At 66.7% G+C, this 17389-nt stretch carries 13 protein-coding genes and 2 pseudogenes; 9 read left to right on the forward strand and 6 right to left on the reverse strand.

Annotated elements, in window-relative coordinates:
• Positions 1-531 precede the first annotated feature (531 nt).
• From IF64_RS28200 to IF64_RS0108485, 3 genes are all read left to right on the forward strand, one after another.
• Positions 532-1278 carry an HNH endonuclease gene (locus IF64_RS28200; RefSeq protein WP_084705736.1) on the forward strand — a complete coding sequence of 249 codons (747 nt, stop codon included), beginning with the start codon at positions 532-534 and terminating at the stop codon, positions 1276-1278.
• A 437-nt stretch (positions 1279-1715) separates the two neighbouring features.
• Positions 1716-1982 (forward strand): hypothetical protein, encoded by a 267-nt coding sequence (locus IF64_RS27080; protein WP_145600473.1) that lies wholly within the window; start codon positions 1716-1718, stop codon positions 1980-1982.
• A gap of 1518 nt (positions 1983-3500) precedes the next feature.
• Complete coding sequence (locus tag IF64_RS0108485) at positions 3501-4235, forward strand: hypothetical protein (protein WP_030531483.1); 735 nt, start codon at positions 3501-3503, stop codon at positions 4233-4235.
• A gap of 39 nt (positions 4236-4274) precedes the next feature.
• Here the strand turns inward: IF64_RS0108485 and IF64_RS26500 are convergent, their stop codons facing one another.
• From IF64_RS26500 to IF64_RS26505, 3 genes are read right to left on the reverse strand one after another with little or no spacing between them, the layout of a single operon-like run.
• Positions 4275-4823, reverse strand: a complete 549-nt coding sequence (locus IF64_RS26500; protein WP_084705737.1) for a DUF3558 family protein — start codon at positions 4821-4823, stop codon at positions 4275-4277.
• An 11-nt stretch (positions 4824-4834) separates the two neighbouring features.
• The gene (locus IF64_RS0108495; RefSeq protein WP_051757581.1) at positions 4835-5296 is read right to left on the reverse strand and encodes a hypothetical protein; all 462 of its coding nucleotides are present in this window, start codon (positions 5294-5296) and stop codon (positions 4835-4837) included.
• A gap of 42 nt (positions 5297-5338) precedes the next feature.
• Positions 5339-6850, reverse strand: coding sequence for a recombinase family protein (locus tag IF64_RS26505; protein WP_084705738.1), 1512 nt, complete (start codon positions 6848-6850; stop codon positions 5339-5341).
• A 35-nt stretch (positions 6851-6885) separates the two neighbouring features.
• Here IF64_RS26505 and IF64_RS0108505 point away from each other — a divergent pair.
• From IF64_RS0108505 to IF64_RS0108515, 3 genes and pseudogenes are all read left to right on the forward strand, one after another.
• A pseudogene (locus IF64_RS0108505) lies at positions 6886-8037 on the forward strand (APC family permease); the annotation flags it as partial.
• A 153-nt stretch (positions 8038-8190) separates the two neighbouring features.
• The gene (locus tag IF64_RS0108510; RefSeq protein WP_030531488.1) at positions 8191-9108 is read left to right on the forward strand and encodes an aldose 1-epimerase family protein; all 918 of its coding nucleotides are present in this window, start codon (positions 8191-8193) and stop codon (positions 9106-9108) included.
• A gap of 6 nt (positions 9109-9114) precedes the next feature.
• The gene (locus tag IF64_RS0108515; protein ID WP_030531489.1) at positions 9115-10320 is read left to right on the forward strand and encodes an amidohydrolase; all 1206 of its coding nucleotides are present in this window, start codon (positions 9115-9117) and stop codon (positions 10318-10320) included.
• Positions 10321-10663: 343 nt separating this feature from the next.
• Here IF64_RS0108515 and IF64_RS0108520 read toward each other — a convergent pair whose 3' ends face one another.
• Positions 10664-11818 carry an acyl-CoA dehydrogenase family protein gene (locus tag IF64_RS0108520; protein ID WP_030531490.1) on the reverse strand — a complete coding sequence of 385 codons (1155 nt, stop codon included), beginning with the start codon at positions 11816-11818 and terminating at the stop codon, positions 10664-10666.
• Positions 11819-11951: 133 nt separating this feature from the next.
• Between IF64_RS0108520 and IF64_RS0108525 the strand changes: the two are divergent.
• The 3 genes and pseudogenes from IF64_RS0108525 to IF64_RS0108535 form a co-directional block, all read left to right on the forward strand.
• Positions 11952-12536, forward strand: a pseudogene (locus IF64_RS0108525) (TetR family transcriptional regulator); the annotation flags it as partial.
• 119 nt (positions 12537-12655) lie between these two features.
• A complete protein-coding gene (locus IF64_RS0108530) occupies positions 12656-13588 on the forward strand; it encodes a carbohydrate kinase family protein (protein ID WP_030531492.1) in 933 nt (310 codons plus the stop codon).
• 191 nt (positions 13589-13779) lie between these two features.
• Positions 13780-15093 (forward strand): citrate synthase, encoded by a 1314-nt coding sequence (locus IF64_RS0108535; RefSeq protein WP_051757658.1) that lies wholly within the window; start codon positions 13780-13782, stop codon positions 15091-15093.
• A 126-nt stretch (positions 15094-15219) separates the two neighbouring features.
• Here IF64_RS0108535 and IF64_RS0108540 read toward each other — a convergent pair whose 3' ends face one another.
• Together IF64_RS0108540 and IF64_RS0108545 are read right to left on the reverse strand one after the other, a co-directional pair.
• Complete coding sequence (locus tag IF64_RS0108540) at positions 15220-16761, reverse strand: glycerol-3-phosphate dehydrogenase/oxidase (RefSeq protein WP_030531494.1); 1542 nt, start codon at positions 16759-16761, stop codon at positions 15220-15222.
• A complete protein-coding gene (locus IF64_RS0108545; RefSeq protein WP_030531495.1) occupies positions 16758-17375 on the reverse strand; it encodes a TetR/AcrR family transcriptional regulator in 618 nt (205 codons plus the stop codon). Before IF64_RS0108545 ends, IF64_RS0108540 begins: the two co-directional genes overlap by 4 nt.
• Between the last annotated feature and the right edge of the window lie 14 nt (positions 17376-17389).

Below are 17389 nucleotides of genomic sequence, written 5' to 3' on the forward strand. Positions count from 1 at the left end.
GCCTGGCGCAGACAGCATCAATACCGAGCCCGGCAGGCCCACTACCAGCAACAATCCACCAGAGAACCATGACCATCACGATCTACGGCTGGAGTACTAGGCGACAACCTTGGTTGTCATACGCGCCGCCCAGTTTCGACGGTATTGTGTCCTTTCAAGGTGGCTCTTGTTTTCGTGAGACCCCACCCTCCCCTGGGGGGTGACCCCCGTTTGCCCTGGTCAGGACCGGTGTTCATAGCATCCGTGGTTGGCCACGATAGCGTTCCGGGTTTTTCAGAAACTATGGGCGACTAAACGGCAGCGATTTGCAGTTCGCCCAGCGTACGAGGGCGGTACTTCGGGCTACCCTTGGGCCTTTACAGATACCCCGGTCGTGTAAAGGCCCCTAATGTGGCACCGGGTGCCGCTAAGTGAGGACTAAAGGCGCCCTGAATTGCGGGGATGAAGAAGGAGATCTCGGACCTTCGAGAAGGAGATCACGGACCTTCGTCTGGCGTCTAGGAGGGCACTATAGCCCACTAGTCGAAGGGGATGACGAAAACCGTGGACAAGCCATTGAGAACCTGTCGGGATTGTGCGCTCAAAGCGCACACGGATGCCGACCTGGAGCGTTTCACGGCCGCCAAAGCTGCCCGTTACGGCCGTGAAAACCGGTGCAAACCTTGTACCGCCGCACGAACCCGTAGATACGCCGAGAAGAACCGGGAAGCCATCCGTGAGCGGCAACGAGCGGCTACCGCCGCTCGGGCCGCAGAGCGCCGGGCAGCAGCCCCTCCGAAGCCTCTTCGCGCCTGTTCCCGGTGCGGGCTCGAAGCATGGGAGTCGGATGGGCTGTCGCAGTTTGCGAAGGATAAGAACAACTCGACCGGTTACCGGAACCTCTGCCGAGAGTGCAACAGCGCAAACACCACGAAGTGGTGCGCTGAAAACAAAGACCACCGGAAGAATTACCGCGAGGCAAGCCCTGCCCGCCAGTCCGTCAATCGTGCCAACCAAAAGGCGCGAGAGTACGGCCTGACGGACCGCCTGGACCTGGACGAGGTGATAACGGCGTTCGGTCCGACGCCGTGGACGTGCACTTATTGCCTAGCGCCGTGTACCGGGCTTGATCACTTCGAGGCGTTCGCCAGGGGCGGCCGAAACACGCTGCGGAACGTCACCCCGTGCTGCCCAAGCTGTAACTATCGCAAGCGGGAGTTCGTCCGTAACGGCCTGCTTCGGTATCCCAACGGGTTCGCCGAGATGGTGAACGTGTTGAAGCCCGACGTCGACACTTAAGCCCCGGCTCCGGAGGGGGTCCTCCCGGACATTCTGGGCGTCCGCTCGGCCCCCTCGAAGTTTCAACGAGATCACGAACGAGGTGTTACCCAGTAGATACACCTTCTCGGGTGAACTTTAGGCGCTTTATGCCGCCGGGTACCCCGTGGCGGCACATACACGAAGGTGTAGGGGAAAACGAGAGCGCCCTTTGCGGCTTCGAAGACAACAGCCTATGCCCATAGGGGCCGCATGGGTGAACTTCAGCCGACCATGCCCCAAAGAAGACTCATTTCGCGGCCAGTTAAAGACGTAGGGGTAAAAGCCACCGGCGTTCGAGCGCGCCCCCTTTCCGCGCTCCGCCGGTTTAGGCGACCTAGCGCTGACTATCGGACGGCTCCCACGTCGGCGCTAGGTCGCCCCCGTTATGTGAAAGGGAACCAGAAAGGGAAACATACATGCCACGAGACAACCGCCTGCGCAGCTTGGTTCACCACGCGGTCGCTACAGGGAACCCGCCGTCCGCCGAGGAAATCGGGGATCTGGGTCTTCGCCCGGAAGACCGGCACCGCCTAAAGAAGGCCTTCAGCTCGCTAGCCCCCAGCGGCCACGAGCGAGCCGAGGGCGGACAGGCGATCCTCGCAACCTTCGAGGACCGCGTGCCGCCAATCGACGATCCGGATGAGCCGGTAGCGGATATTCTCGACCGGATCCCCCGAGTTTGACGGTGGTTAGGGGCGGCCTTGAGCCGGGCCGGTCTCCAAGGCTCTAGCCACCGTCATCTATTTGTCTTCCTGATTCAGCGCCCAGGAAGACCGGGCAGCATGTCAGCTACGCCCACGACGCCCCCGCTTCGCGGCGGGGGTGTCTCTTTTTGGCCACTCCCCGTATCGAGATGGAAAGGAGGTGCCGTTATGTACTGTCGCAACAAGCGTCACGACACCACGATAACCGGCCGAGATGCCGACGGGTCTTGCTCGGAATGCAGGCGCGATCGGGTACGACGTGGCCGCGATAAGACGGCTAATGCCGTTAAGGCCGCGAAGGGCCGTTGGGTCGACTTTGACGTTCCAACATCCGTATGGGTCGACAACAGTTTCCCTAATGTCCAGCAGCGAGAACACCGGATTGCTAAAGCCCTGCGGCTTGGCCGTAAGGCCGAAGCCGCGGGAGATCAACGGCTCGCGTGGAACTACTTTGTGTTTGCCGAAGCCGTCGGTCGCGGCGTGTTTATCCCAGACGAAGACCGCGTCTTAGCGGTTTTTGGGCACGCTATTTGAGCGTCTCCGTATCGCCCAGTACGCGTCCTGGTGTGATGAGCCGGACCCCCATTTCCGTATCACTCGGCCTGTTCTAGGCCGTCGGAAAAGGCGTGGTCAGACGCTCGACCTAACCGTCCTGTCCAATCTGACGGCCGGATTTTCTGAGTTGGCCCGTGATGGCCCACGTCGAACCCATCGGCCCAAGAAAGAGACTGAATGATTACCCTACCGCTGCTAGAGCTTCCCTCCGAAACGACGGCACGTCTACAGCGCGTCGCTAACGCCCACGGGATGACCGTGGAGGCCCTGCTCGCCGAGATCATCAAGGAATACGTCGAGGCGGGGTGGACACGCTGAAACTCGTCGTCTGCGAGGCCTGCCGTTTAACCCGTGCCGTTGATCCCCCAGACGGCTGGACCCGGCTTGAGGCCGGGTCCATCCACGACGCTACCGATCACACCGTCTACCCACACCTGGCGGCCTACCTAGCCGCCCTTGGACGCCCGGTTGACCATCTACGGCGGCCAGGATGGCCCTCGGAGGGTTAATGCCGTACATCCACCGAAACTGCCCTAGAGAACACCCGCACCCTTTTATTCTACGGTGTTCTGGGGCGACGTACAACGGTCAACGCATCACGGCGCCGCATGACATCAACGCCAACGCCTTTAGGCACCACGGCCGCGAATGCCGCCGTGGGCGGCCTCGGTGCCTACGGCGGGTGTGTGAGCACTGCCGCCTTTGGCACCGCGCCGCTCGTGAGCGGCACTACGAGGCGATTAACGCCACCCGGTCGGCCGCTGAAATCCGAAGGGCCACCCCTCGGAAGCAGTGCACCCAATGCTTTCAACGGCGGCCGTCCGCCGCTTTTCCGATTAACCCCCACACCAGTAGCGGCCTTAGCAGCCGTTGTTACTTCTGTCTACGAAGAAAGGGAAACTCATGACGAACTGCCGCCCCGCAGCCGACCCGGAACAGGCCGTGAGGCTGATCGTGAACACCTGGAGTCGCACCCCGGGTATTACTACGCCAGACGTGGTGACCCAGGCCGCCCAGGACTACCACGCTGCTGTCGAAACGGCGAGGAACATCCCCACGCCTGTCCCGACTGGCACAAGCGTTCTTGAGCGTGCCGAGCACGCGCTTAACGCCGAAGGCCTCCGCCAGGAAGCTAGGAAAATCGCCGAGGCCGACCTTAAAGCTACCTGCCGGGAGATTCGTGATCGCCTACAAGCCGCCGGGCTTGAGATCGAGCGGTACTTGGTCGATTTGATCAACGAACTGTTCGCCCAGGCCGACAAGGTTGAGCTGCCTACGCCGCTACCGGACGACACGCTGTCCAACGGGTGGAACCGGGCGGTACAGGTATACCTTCGCGGGGTGTCCCGCAAGACCCTAGGCGAACTGCACGACCTAAACGCCAGGATCACCGCCGCCCACCAGCTTCGCGGCCGCCTCGCGGCCGCCGGGGCGCACCCGTGCAACAGCGACCCTGGCGGCATCGGCGGGGGTTACCAAGGTTGGCCGCTTATCGCCGCACCAGGCGTGCCGCCCATGCCGTCTGGAGACGGCCGGAGGATGCCCGAAGCGCTTGGTCTTGTAGGACACCGCATCACCTACGGACCTGAGGCAATTCGAGCCGTCACGACGGCGGAGGCGGCCCAGGAACGGCCGGGTGAGCTGGTCCCGCCGTTCTACCCCAGGTGGGGCGGGTAACACGGCTAAGACGCCGGGCCTAACGGCCCGGCGTCGCGCTCAACCCTGCGGGATGCGCGGCTCGGCCACCTCGACCAACGCGTTCGCCATATCGCATGCCTTCAGGTCGTCGATACCGCTCACCTGGATGTCAACGCGGGATGACTTGGTAACGCTAATGGCGATCGTGCAGCCACCGTTGCCCGCTGATTGGGCGTACTCTCGGCCGTTCTCGCTGGAGCGCTGGACGCCGCGACCAAAGTCGGTCATTTGGTCCACACCGCCGTTTTCACGAACAGCCACCGCCGTACTGGGAACGTCCTTGGTGCTGTGCCCAGGGTCACCGTCCCATGAGCACACCTGCGCCGTTCCAATGGTTTCGCGTGTGGGGCCACCTTTGACGGCGCCATGCTTGGCCACCTCTTCGGTAGTGAGGGCCGAACAGGGGTCGAACCCAGACAACGGACTCTCATCGGCGGCGGGTTGCGATACCGCCGAAGTCGGTCCGCCCTCGGCCTCTGGGGTGCCGTTTTCACCCTGAGAACAGGCGCCAAGAACGAACGCGGACGCGGTGGCAAGTACGACCAGGGGCGCGCGTGAGGACCGCACCGTGTTAACTCCTAGTTCCCGTTGAAGGTGCTTTGCTGCTCTGCCTCGGTCTCGCGGTAGTTGTCCATCGCGATCTTGAGGGCTTGCTCTGACTTCTGAAGGATGCCCTTTAACTGTTCCAAGACCGGCAAGATGCCCTGCGGGCCGTCGGCGCTTTGTCGGACGTGGTTAGCTACCTGCTGCGCGTAAGGCCCCGTACCGAGCTGCGGCTCCGCCGCGAGGACGCGGGCTTCTTTGAGAATCCCAAGGACGTCGTCGTAAGCCTCGATGAGGGCGTCTCTGATCGGCTTCGCTGCGTTCTCGCTCACACGGAACCCACCGCCTTTGGCGGATTCCAGCAACTGGCTGCTCTGGTTCTCAGCGTGAGCCATCTGCTTCGAGTCGAGAGGGTTTAGGTTGCCTAGCATCTTGCCGACCTGCGCCGTCTCGGCTGAACCGCCTCCGACGGGCTTTGGTGCGTCGAACTCGGGCATATGGTCCTCCCCCTGGTGACGTTGCGTCAGTGGGCCGTAACTCTAACGTGAGACGCGCTCGTCGCGGTCGCGGTTCCAACGCTGCTCGGAGGTCCGGAGGGCGGCCTGTGTATCCATGCTCACCATCGAGGCATACAGAACGTTGGATCGGGGCTCGCTGCCCACGCGTAGACGTAGCCCAGCATCGCTTACTAGCTGCGCCCGCTGCGCCCAGTCGGACCGCTGCCACGCCTCGGCGTACGTCTCCCCAGCCGGTTCCAACACCCACCCGGAGGGTCGCTGAGGCAGCTCTGACAGGCGCTCTCGTTCCGCTAGCAAGGCCTCCATCATACGGTCGTACTCGGCGACATCGTCGGCCGTGGTGAACTCAGCCCGTTGGTAACGGGCCGTTCGGAGATCGGTAATGCTGGCCTTCACCCGTTCCAGTTCGGCGGTGTGGTCCTCCCCGGGTATGAACCGGCGAATTTTGCGTTCAAGGCCCCCCGCGACATCAAGAAACTGCCACTCCAGTAGGGATTTCACGGTGTCTTCGTCGACCGAACCCCCACAGTTGGGCGGCCCGTCGGTTCGGGGTTTGCACCGATAGGTGACGTAGGTCTTCGGTCCGCTGGCAAGTCGGCGGGTCGCGGCATGGCGGTACGCCGGGCGGCCACAGTGCCAACACTCGACAACACCTACCAGCGGGTCGCCCTCGTGTGTTCGGCGCCGAGAGCCCGCCCGTGCCGCGATGGCGGCTTTTAGCTGTTGGTGCGTGTCGTGGTCAATCAGCGGCGGGGCGACCACCAATGGCAACCCATCGTCACCACGGACGGGGCGCCCCTTGTGGATCTTCTGCCCGAGTATTGCGGGAGATCTCAGAATGCCCGCAACAACCTCTCGACCCCAGTACCGAGGTGTTCCGTCTTTGGCGGTCGCACCCCGTGGGGGTGCGACCCCCTGGGCGTTCAGCTCACGGGCTATGGCGCCCATTGACGCACCCTCGATAGCTCTAGCAACCATCTGACGGACGATCGCCGAGGTATCCGGGTCGACCGCCAATACACGTCCTCGGCCGTCGGGGTTGTCTACGGTGCGGTACCCGTACGGGGCATATCCACTAGCCCGCCGGTTGGTCGACCGTAAGTAGCTCTGCGCCGACGTAACCCGCTCGGAGATACGCACCGATTCTAGGTGGGCGAACACGGCCGAGATGTAGGCCATAGCTTCACCGGTTGGGGTGTCGAGGTCTAAGGCATCCTCAGCGAACACCAGGCCTTTGCGATTGTCCTTTGCCCACCGGATTAGCTCGGATAGGTCGCTAGCAGACCGGACGGCCCGGTCGAGCTTCCAAAAGACCACCGCGTCGAACTCATCGGATCGACGTTGTAACCAGTCGCCTAGTTCCGGGCGCGCCATCGGCCCGTACGTCGTCGCGGAAACGTCCAGGTCCTCCGCCCAGCCGATGATCTCGTCCTGGCGGAACGCCGCCCAGCGCGTAATGATCTCCCGTTGCCGTTCCGGGGAGGTGGTCGCCTCGGTCATGCTAGATAGCCGTATTGCGCCAAGTAGTCGCATGGGGTTAGCCTAATGCAGACAACGTCAGGCTTTGCTATCTGGAACTCGTCGGGAAGTACCCGAGGGCTGCCGGTGCGGCGCTGTACACGCACAAGGCGTTCAACGTTCGCATCCTGACGTTCCTGGTCGCCTTCGCCGTGATGTGCTCGGGAATCACGTCGGCCTCGTCGGCCGCGGTGGCCTTCGGCGACACCTATCTCGCCGAGTTCATCACCTCACCGATGCCGCTCATGGCGATTCTGTTCATCGCGCTGCTCGGCGTCATCAATTTCCGTGGCGTCCGCGAGTCGGTGACCACCAACGTCGTGTTGACGTGCATCGAGATCGGCGGTCTGCTGATCATCATCGGCGTCGGCGCCTGGGCGGTCCTGAACGGCGCGGGTGAGCCGAGTCGCCTGGTCGAGTTCAACACCCAGGACCAGACCATGCTCGTGGCGATCACGTCCGCCACCTCGCTGGCATTCTTCTCGATGGTCGGCTTCGAGGACTCGGTCAACATGGCCGAGGAGACCAAGGACCCGGCACGCGTGTTCCCCAAGGCGATGCTCTGGGGCATGGTCATCGCCGCGACCATCTACATCTTCGTGTCGGTCACCTCGTCGCTGCTCGTGCCCGCAGGTGATCTCGAAGCCGCCGAGAGCGGAGCCCTGCTGAAGGTCATCGACATCGGCGCACCCGGCATGCCGCGGGAGATCTTCTCGGCCATCGGGCTGTTCGCCGTCATCAACTCCGCGCTGATCAACATGCTCATGGCCAGCAGGCTCGTCTACGGCATGGCGAACGAGCGCATCATCCCGAAGGTGTTCGGCACGGTGCACCCGTTCCGGCGCAGCCCGTGGGTCGCGATCGTGTTCACCAGCGTCATCGCGATGGTCCTGGTGTCCACGGTCGACATCGACGTGCTCGGCGGCACGACCGCGTTGCTGCTGCTGGTCGTGTTCGCGGTGGTCAACGTCGCGGTGCTGGCGCTGCGCCGCGACCCCGTGCCGCACAAGCACTTCCGCGCGCCGACGATCATCCCGGTGTTCGCCGCGATCTTCTGCCTGTACCTGGCCAGTCCGCTGTCGGGACGCCCCGCACGCGACTACGTCGTCGCGGCGATCCTGCTCGTCGTCGGCCTGGTCCTGTGGGGCGTCAACCACCTCGCCATGCGCAGGTCCAGCGAGGCCGCCACCGCCGACGAGTAGTGCCCGGGCGGCCCACGGAAGGTCGCCGAAAGCGGTGGCGACACCGCCTGCGGCGTCACCGCCGTCGGATCGAGTACGTCGCGGCATCGCAGCCGTCCACACCGACGGCCTGCACTGTCATGCCTGTCACCGTAGGCGACTACGGTGACAGGCATGGCCAATCCGACCGGGGAACAGTTCGAACTCGTCCGAGGAAACGCCCGCGCCGTCGTCACCGAGATCGGTGCCGGGTTGCGCTCGCTGACCATCGGCGGCAAACCGTTGGTCGAGACCTTCGCCGAGGACGAGAAACCGCCGAAGGGCGCCGGCCAGATCCTGGTGCCGTGGCCCAACCGCACCGCCGGCGCGCGGTGGACGTTCGACGGACAGGAACAGGAACTCGAGGTCACCGAACCCGCACGCGGCAACGCCATCCACGGCCTGGCCCGCCGCAAGGAGTGGGAACTCGTCGAGCACGCCGAATCGTCGATCACCTTCGGCTGCGACATCGGCGCCGACAAGGGCTGGCCCGTGCCGCTGCGCACCGGCGTCGTCTACGACCTCGCACCCCGCGGCCTCACGGTCACCCACACGATCAGCAACGAGGGCGACAAGGCCATCGGCGTCGGTGTCGGCACACACCCCTACTTCCGCATCGGCGACGTGCCCACCGACGAACTCACGCTCACCCTGCCCGCGAGCCGCGTGTGGCCGTTCGACGATGAGCGGCAGCTGCCGTTCGCCGACGAACAGGACGTCGACGGCACCGAGTACGACCTGCGCGGCGGCCGGATCGTCGGTGGACTGGACCTCGACACGGCGTTCACCGGTCTTGAGGCAGGCGACGACGGCAGGCACCACGTGTGGCTGAGCCACCACGACACACACCTGGACATCTGGTCCGACCCCGACTTCCGCTGGGCCCAGGTGTTCACCCCGTCCGACTTCCCCGGACGCGGCCGGGCCATCGCGATCGAACCGATGACGTGCCCGGCCGACGCGCTGAACTCGGGCATCGACCTCATCGCGCTCGAACCTCGCGAGTCGTGGAGCGGTTCGTGGGGCGTGCGGGTCGAAGGTTCGTTAGCGTAGCGAACTATGACTATCGCGATCACGAACGGATATGTGGTTCCCGTCGACGGCGACCCGATCGACGGTGGCACGGTGCTGCTGGACGGCGCCACGATCGCCGCCGTGGGCGCCGACGTCGACGTTCCGGCCGACGCCGAGATCGTCGACGCCGCCGGCGGGTGGGTGCTGCCCGGCTTCATCGACGCGCACGCCCACCTCGGCGTGCACGAGGACGGCGAGGGCTGGTCCGGCAACGACACCAACGAGATGACCGATCCGAACGGCGCACGTTTCCGCGCACTCGACGGCATCGACCCGTACGAGGTCGGCTTCGACGACGCGCTGTCCGGTGGAGTGACGAGCGTCGTGGTCAAGCCCGGCTCGGGCAACCCGATTGGCGGGCGCACCGTCGGCGTCAAGACGTGGGGCCGCACCGTCGTCGACATGACGTTCGCCGAGGACGTCAGCGTCAAGAGCGCACTCGGCGAGAACCCCAAGCGCGTCTACGGCGAGAAGGACAAGACGCCCTCGACCCGTCTCGGCGTCGCGGCGACGCTGCGCGAGGCGTTCACCAAGGCGCGCAACTACGCCGCACAGCGCGAGCACGCACGCAGCGAGGGCATGCCGTTCGACGTCGACCTGACGATGGAGACGCTCGTCGACGTCCTCGACGGCAAGCTGTACTGGGACCAGCACACGCACCGCGCCGACGACATCGTCACCGCCGTGCGGCTGGCCGAGGAGTTCGGGTACAAGCTCGTGGTCAACCACGGCACCGAGGGCCACCTGATCGCGGACTTCCTTGCCGAGCGCGACGTTCCGGTGATCCTCGGTCCGCTGTTCACCTCGCGGTCCAAAGTGGAGTTGCGCAACCGGTCGATGCGCACGGCGGGCGTTCTCGCGCGGGCGGGCGTCAAGCTCGCGCTGACCACCGACCACCCCGTGGTGCCGATCCACTTCCTCATCTATCAGGCGGCACTGGCGGTCAAGGACGGATTGGACCGGGACACCGCGCTGCGCGCCCTGACGGTGAACCCCGCCGAGATGCTCGGACTCGGTGATCGCATCGGTGCACTGAAGCCGGGTATGGACGCCGACGTCGCGGTGTGGTCGGGCGACCCGCTCGACGTCATGAACCGCGCGCGGCGGGTGTTCGTCCGCGGCCGCGACGTGTACCGCTTCGACGACACCACGGGCGAAGGCGTGGTGGCCGACCGCCGCTACCGCGAGTAGCCCCGCGGCCCGGCAGGCCGCGTGTTGCGTCCCCAGGGGCGCGTGTTGCGTCCTGGAGTGGCCGTGTTGCGGATTCGGGAGCCCGTGTTGTGGATTCGTGGGAGAGTGTTGCGGTTTCGGCGATCGTGTTTCCGATTCGCGTCATCGCCCGCGCCGACCGTCTCGCGTTGCATGGATGACGACGGTCTGCGCGGAGCACGGAGGTCGGTGGGCCATCCCCGGGCTGCAACACGGCGCCCGGAGTCCGCAACACGCGCCCCTGAAGGCGCAACACGGCGCCCCGAATTCGCAACACGCGCCCCGGAAGGCGCAACACGCGCCCCCGAAGGCGCAACACGGCTGGTTACGCCTGTTTCAGGGCACGGGCGATGACCATACGCTGGATCTGGTTCGTGCCCTCGAAGATCTGGGGGACCTTCGCCTCGCGCATGTATCGCTCCACGGGGAAGTCGCGCGTATAACCCGCGCCGCCCAGCACCTGCACCGCGTCCGTGGTCACCTTCATGGCGGCGTCCGTCGCGACGAGTTTCGCCACCGACGCCTGGCGCTGGAACGGCATCCCGCGGTCACGCCTGCGCGCCGCGTCGAGATACGTCGCCCGCGACGACTCGACGGCCGCCGCCATGTCGGCCAGCAGGAACTCCAGCCCCTGGTGCTCGATGATCGGCTTGCCGAACTGGGTGCGGGTCTTGGCGTAGGCGACCGCCTCGTCGAGTGCGGCCTGCGCCAACCCGACCGAACACGCCGCGATCCCGAGCCGACCGGACGCCAACGAGTCGAGCGCGATCCTCAGGCCCGCACCCTCCTCGCCGATCAGCCGTTCGGCGGGTACGGGCGCGTCCGCGAAGGTCATCTGCGCGGTCGTCGACCCGGTCAGTCCCATCTTGCGTTCCGGGGCGCCTGCGCTCAGTCCCGGCGTCGAGGCGTCCACCAGCAGGCAGCTGACGCCCTTGCCGCCGGAGGTCGGGTCGTCGGACGTGCGCACCATCGTCGTGTAGAAGTCGGCCTGCCCACCCGCGGTGATCCACGCCTTCGTGCCGTTGACGACGTACCGGTCGCCGTCGAGTCGTGCCCGCGTGGACAGCGCAGCGGCGTCGGAGCCGGCGTGCGACTCCGACAGCGCGTACGCGCCGAGCAGTTCGCCGCCGAGCATCGCGGGCAGCCACCGGTCCCGCTGCTCGTCGGTGCCGTAGTGGGCGAGCGCGAAGCACGACATCGTGTGCACCGACAGCCCCACGCCCACCGACATCCAGGCCGATGCGATCTCCTCGAGCGCCTGAAGATATGTCTCGTACGGCACCTCGCCGCCGCCCCAGCGCTCCGCATACGGCAGGCCCAGCAGGCCGGACTTGCCGAGCAGGCGGAACTGCTCGCGAGGGAACCGCTCGGCCTCCTCGTACTCGGCCGCGACCGGCGCGAGTTCCTCACGGGCGATCTCGCGGGCGAGTGCGACCAGGTCCTCGGACTCGGTGTCCGGCAGCAGGCGTTCGGCTGGCATGACGACTCCATCGACGAGCTCCCAAGGGCCCGATGGTTGCGTTCAACGCAACTATGGGGCCCTCGGGAGCCCTTGAACCAGTACCAGAAACAGTACTGTGGTGGCTTTGGCAGTACCATCATAGGCTCTGAGGATGGCCCCGAACCAGACCCGGCGACGAAACCGGCAACCGACCGCTCGTCAGCAGGCGTTGCTCGGCGAACTTGAGGAGCTGTTCCTCGCGAAGGGGTTTCTCGACTACACCCTCGACGACCTCGCCACGCACCTTCGCTGCTCCAAGTCCACGCTGTACGCGCTGGCCTCGAGCAAGGAGCAGCTCGCGGTCAGGGTGGTCACGCACTTCTTCCGCGGCGCCGCCGATCGCATCGAGGAGCGGGTCGCCGCGGCCGCCGACGCGCCGGCGATGATCAGGGAGTACCTCGCCGGGGTCGCCGAGGAGCTGGGCCGAGCCTCCGAGCGGTTCATCGCCGACGTCGACGCCTTCGAGCCCACGCGCGAGACCTACGAGTTCAACTCACGGGCGGCGGCGGGCCGGATCCGCGGGTTCATCGACACCGGGGCACGGGACGGTGTCTTCCGCGACGTCCACGGACCCTTGGTCGCCGAGTTCGCGGAGCTGCTCATCGAGCAGATTCAGAACGGAACGGTCCGCGAACGCAGTGGGTACTCCGATGCCGACGCCTTCGCGGCGCTGTCGGACCTGCTGCTGCGAGGATTGCGCGCGAGCTCGGACGTCGGCGACCCACCGGCAAAGAGCGGCCAACCGGGGAAGAGCGACCAACCGGCAAAGAGCGATCAAGTGGCGAAGATTGACGAACCGGGGAAGGGAGTCCGGCGATGATCGTGTCCGGTGGCGAGGCGCTGGTCGACCTCGTGCCCGCCGACGTGGACAAGGCGCTGCTCGCGCCGCGGCTCGGCGGTGGTCCGTACAACGTGGCACTCGCCGCGGGCAGGCTCGACGTGCCGACGGCGTTTCTGTCCCGAATGTCCAACGACCGCTTCGGGGACGCGCTGCTGCAGCGGCTGGAGGATTCCGGTGTGGACACCTCGCTGGTGCAGCGCGGCGACGAGCCGACGACTCTGGCCGTGGTGGCCCTCGACGACTCGGGTGCGGCGCGGTACAGCTTCTACACCGAGGGAACGGCCGACCGGCTCGTCGCCGACCCAGGGCTGCTGCCCGGGTCCACGACGATCCTCTCGCTCGGCACGCTGGGCATGGTGCTCGAACCGGGGGCGAGCGTCTACGAGGCGATGCTGCACCGCGAGGCGGCGAGGGGCGTGCTCACCGCACTCGACCCGAACATTCGCGCCGACATGATCGCCGACCCGGACGCGTATCGGGAGCGGTTCGCGTCGTGGTTGCCGAGCGTGCGGCTGCTGAAGGTCTCCGACGACGACGCCGAGTGGCTCGCCGGCGGGGTGGACGCCGAGCAGGCCGCCGCGAGTTGGCTCGACGCCGGGGTGGACGCCGTCGTGCTGACGCGCGGTGGCGACGGCCTGTCGGTGTTCACGGCCGACGGGGAGGTGGCGACCGCGCCTGCCGTGGACGTGCCGGTCGCCGACACCATCGGCGCGGGCGACACCGTGCACGGTGCGTTGTTGGCCTGGCTGGCGCGCAGGAACGTGGCGCAGCTGCCGGATCTGACCCCGGACGACTGGACGCAAGCGCTTGCGTTCGCGGCGCGCGCGGCGGGGGTGACGGTGTCGCGCAGCGGCGCCGAGCCGCCTACCTCGAACGAGTTAACGCCACGTCAAAACGCCAGCGTGTGAACCTTGTCGCAACGGGTCGCTGTGGGTAACGCCACGGCTGCGTAAATGCCCTTATCTGGACTAGCGTAAGGGAGCATTCGTACCCCAGCGGGGCGGTGCGACGAGGCTGAAGTGCCTGTCGCGTACACGCGGTGACCAGCAGAACCTGCGGTCGCCACCGACCGGCCCGTGTGACCGTGAGAGGCATGTGCATGTCCGACGCGACTGCGGCGCAGTCCGAGGGCGAGAAGGCCGTGCTCCGCCTTCCTGATGGCGAGCACGACTTCAAGGTTGTCCGCCCTGTCGAAGGCGCCCCCGGCATCCAGCTCGGGAAACTGCTGGCCCAGACCGGCTACATCACCTATGACCCGGGTTTCGTGAACACCGGGGCCGCGTCTTCCGCCATCACCTACATCGACGGTGACGCGGGGATCCTGCGCTATCGGGGATATCCGATCGAGCAGCTCGCCGAGCGCTCGACGTTCGTCGAGGTGTCCTACCTGCTGATCCACGGCGAGCTGCCGAACAAGCAGCAGCTGGAGGAATTCACCTCGAAGATCAACCGGCACACGCTGCTGCACGAGGACCTGAAGCGCTTCTTCGACGGTTTCCCGCGGGACGCCCACCCGATGCCGGTGCTGTCCAGCGCCGTCTCGGCTCTGTCCACGTTCTACCAGGACGCGCTCGACCCGTTCGACAAGTCGAACGTCGAGCTCTCGACCGTCCGTCTGCTGGCGAAGGTCCCCACGATCGCGGCCTACGCCTACAAGAAGTCCATCGGCCAGCCGTTCCTGTACCCGGACAACTCGCTGGGCCTGGTGGAGAACTTCCTCCGCATGACGTTCGGCCTGCCCGCCGAGCCGTACGAGATCGACCCGGTCATGGCCAAGGCCCTCGACCAGCTGTTCATCCTGCACGCCGACCACGAGCAGAACTGCTCCACGTCGACCGTGCGGCTCGTCGGCTCCTCCGAGGCGAACCTGTTCGCCAGCATCTCGGCCGGCATCATGGCCCTGTTCGGCCCGCTGCACGGCGGCGCCAACAGCGCGGTGCTCGACATGCTCGAGGCGATCAAGGCCGACGGCGGCAACGTCGACAAGTTCGTCGAGCGCGTCAAGAACAAGGAGCCCGGCGTTCGCCTGATGGGCTTCGGCCACCGGGTCTACAAGAACTACGACCCGCGCGCGAAGATCATCAAGAAGACCGCCGACGAGATCCTGTCGAAGATCGGCGGCAACGACGAGCTGCTCGACATCGCCAAGCGGCTCGAGGAGCGCGCGCTCTCGGACGACTACTTCATCGAGCGCAAGCTCTACCCGAACGTCGACTTCTACACGGGTCTGATCTACCGGGCCATGGGCTTCCCGACCCAGTTCTTCACGGTGCTGTTCGCGCTGGGCCGGCTGCCGGGCTGGATCGCGCACTGGCGCGAGATGATCGAGGACCCGGAGACGAAGATCGGCCGCCCGCGCCAGATCTACACGGGCGAGAAGGAGCGCGACTACAAGCCGCTCTCGGAGCGCTGAACCGCCTCGTCCAGTGCCCCCAAGGGCCCCTTAGTTGCTCCCACCCGTCGCCCACCGCCACCCGAACGGACACGCTCCGCGTGGCAGTGCTCGACAAAGCAACCAAGGGGCCCTCGGGGGCACTTTTCATGTCAGGCCGGCGGTTGTTCTGCTCACCAGGTCGGCGACCCGCTCACGGGCGGCGTCGGCGTCGGCGGTGACGAGGCCGAGCCGGGTGCGCCGGTGCAGGACGTCGTCGGCGTCGATCGCGCCCTCGTGTCGCACGGCCCATACGACCTCGGCGGCGGTGACGTCGGTGCCGTCGAACAGGGGCCTGCCGAGTTCGGGGTCGACCTCGCCCAGCGCGGCGACGCGGGGTGCCTCGGTGCCGTACTTGGCGACCAGTCGTGGCGGTGCGTCCACGGCGCCCAGCTGCGGTCTGCTCGCGGCGCCGAGCAGCGGAAGTCGCGCGGTGCGCGAGCGACCGGCCGGCAGGCCCGCCGTCCGGATCGCCGCGGTGACGGCGTCCTCGGCCATGCGCCGGTAGGTGGTGAGTTTGCCGCCCACCACCGTCAGCACGCCGCGGTCGGGATCCGTGAGGACGGCGTGTTTGCGGGACAGGTCCGCGGTGCTGCCGTCGGCCTCCAGCAGCGGTCGCAATCCCGCGAACGCGCCCAGTACGTCGTCGCGGGTCAGCGATCGTTCGAGCACCGAGGAGGCGACCGTCAACAGGAAGTCCACATCGGAGTCCGGAACGGCGGGGACGTCGTCGGGTGTTCCGTCGAGCGGCTCATCGGTCAGGCCCAGGTACACTCGCCCTCCGGGTTGGGGCAGCATCAGTACGAAGCGGTTGAGCTCGCCGGGAACGGGGACCATCACGGACGTCTCGCCGAGGCCGGTGCGTCGTGCGTCGAGTACGAGGTGCGTGCCGCGGGACGGCCGCAACCGCACCGACGGCAGCAGGGAACCCGCCCACACCCCCGTGGCGTTCACGACCTGCCGGGCGCGCAGTTCCACTGTGGACCCGCTGAGCCGGTCACGGGCGACGACGCGGTCGCCGTGCAGTTCGGTCGCCTGCAGCTTGGTCAGGATGCGCCCGCCGTGGGCCGCCGCCGTGCGCGCGATCGCGACGACGAGACGCGCGTCGTCGGTGAGGGCGCCGTCGAAGGCGAGCAGCCCGCCGCGCAGGCCCTGTCTGCGCAGCCCCGGCGCGAGCGCCAGTGCCTCGGCCGGCGGCACCGCGCGGGGTCGCGGCAGCAGGGACGACGGTGTGCGGGCGATCCTGCGCAGCGCGTCGCCCGCGTGCAGTCCGCCGCGCGTGAGCAGGCTCGACGCGCGGGAGTTCGCGCCGTAGGCCGGGAAGACCTGCGCCGTGGATCTGGTCAGGTGCGGCGCGGTGCGGGTCATGAGGATGTCGCGCTCGACCGCGCTCTCGTGGGCGAGGCCGAACTCGCCGTGTGCCAGATAGCGCAGGCCGCCGTGCACGAGCTTGCTCGACCACCGCGAGGTGCCGAACGCCAGGTCGTGTGCTTCGACGAGGGCCACCGACAATCCGCGGGACGCGGCGTCGAGCGCACATCCGACGCCGGTGACGCCGCCGCCCACGACGAGGACGTCGACCCGTTCGCCGGATGCGAGCTCGTCGAGTTCGCGCGTGCGTCTGCGGGCGGTGAGCGAAGCCGTGATCATGGTTTCAGAGCTCCTTCGAGCAGCTGGGCCAGTTCGCCGAGGAGCGCGGCAGCGTCCACGGCGGAGGCGCGTGGGGAGTCGGACACGGCGGGCCTGCGGGAGAGCACGAACGACTGCAGCACCAGCAGCAGCGCCCGCGCCTGCGCCGCGGGCTCGCCCGCACGGATCGAACCGTCGGCGTGGCCCTGTTCGACGAACGCGCGCAGGCCGTCCTCGGCGACACGCTGTGTCGCGCCGAGCCGTTCGGTGATGTAGGGCAGCAGGAGGTCGGCGTCGAGGTCGAGCACGGTGCGCAGCAACGGGTCGGTGCCGAGGCGCTGCACCGCGGTGACCGCGTGCTCGACGAGCCGGGAACGCGCGCTGCCGCCGGGGCCCGCATCGTCGGCGACGCCCTGGAGCAGTGCGCTGAACTCCCTCGTCATCAGGGCGGCGAGCACGCTGCGGACGTCGGGGAAGCGCCGGTAGACGGTCATGCGCGACACGCCCGCGGCCTTGGCGATGCCGGTCAGGGTGGTGCGCCGGACACCGTCGGTGAGGACGCACGCCCTGGCGGCGTCGAGGAGTGTGTCGTCGGAGACACGACTTCCGCCACGGGTGTGACGTTCTGGATCCATGTGTCACACTCTAG

The sequence above is a fragment of the Prauserella rugosa genome (genome assembly GCF_000719975.1).
In the GTDB taxonomy this organism is placed as follows: domain Bacteria; phylum Actinomycetota; class Actinomycetes; order Mycobacteriales; family Pseudonocardiaceae; genus Prauserella; species Prauserella rugosa.

Excerpts from the sequence above, each read along its gene's own strand:
- IF64_RS0108510 (WP_030531488.1), top strand. The coding sequence starts at position 8,191 with ATGGCCAATCCGACCGGGGAACAGTTCGAACTCGTCCGAGGAAACGCC.
- IF64_RS0108515 (WP_030531489.1), top strand. The coding sequence starts at position 9,115 with ATGACTATCGCGATCACGAACGGATATGTGGTTCCCGTCGACGGCGAC.
- IF64_RS26505 (WP_084705738.1), bottom strand. The coding sequence starts at position 6,850 with ATGCGACTACTTGGCGCAATACGGCTATCTAGCATGACCGAGGCGACC.
- IF64_RS0108495 (WP_051757581.1), bottom strand. The coding sequence starts at position 5,296 with ATGCCCGAGTTCGACGCACCAAAGCCCGTCGGAGGCGGTTCAGCCGAG.
- IF64_RS0108535 (WP_051757658.1), top strand. The coding sequence starts at position 13,780 with ATGTCCGACGCGACTGCGGCGCAGTCCGAGGGCGAGAAGGCCGTGCTC.
- IF64_RS28200 (WP_084705736.1), top strand. The coding sequence starts at position 532 with ATGACGAAAACCGTGGACAAGCCATTGAGAACCTGTCGGGATTGTGCG.
- IF64_RS0108520 (WP_030531490.1), bottom strand. The coding sequence starts at position 11,818 with ATGCCAGCCGAACGCCTGCTGCCGGACACCGAGTCCGAGGACCTGGTC.
- IF64_RS27080 (WP_145600473.1), top strand. The coding sequence starts at position 1,716 with ATGCCACGAGACAACCGCCTGCGCAGCTTGGTTCACCACGCGGTCGCT.
- IF64_RS0108540 (WP_030531494.1), bottom strand. The coding sequence starts at position 16,761 with ATGATCACGGCTTCGCTCACCGCCCGCAGACGCACGCGCGAACTCGAC.
- IF64_RS0108530 (WP_030531492.1), top strand. The coding sequence starts at position 12,656 with ATGATCGTGTCCGGTGGCGAGGCGCTGGTCGACCTCGTGCCCGCCGAC.
- IF64_RS0108545 (WP_030531495.1), bottom strand. The coding sequence starts at position 17,375 with ATGGATCCAGAACGTCACACCCGTGGCGGAAGTCGTGTCTCCGACGAC.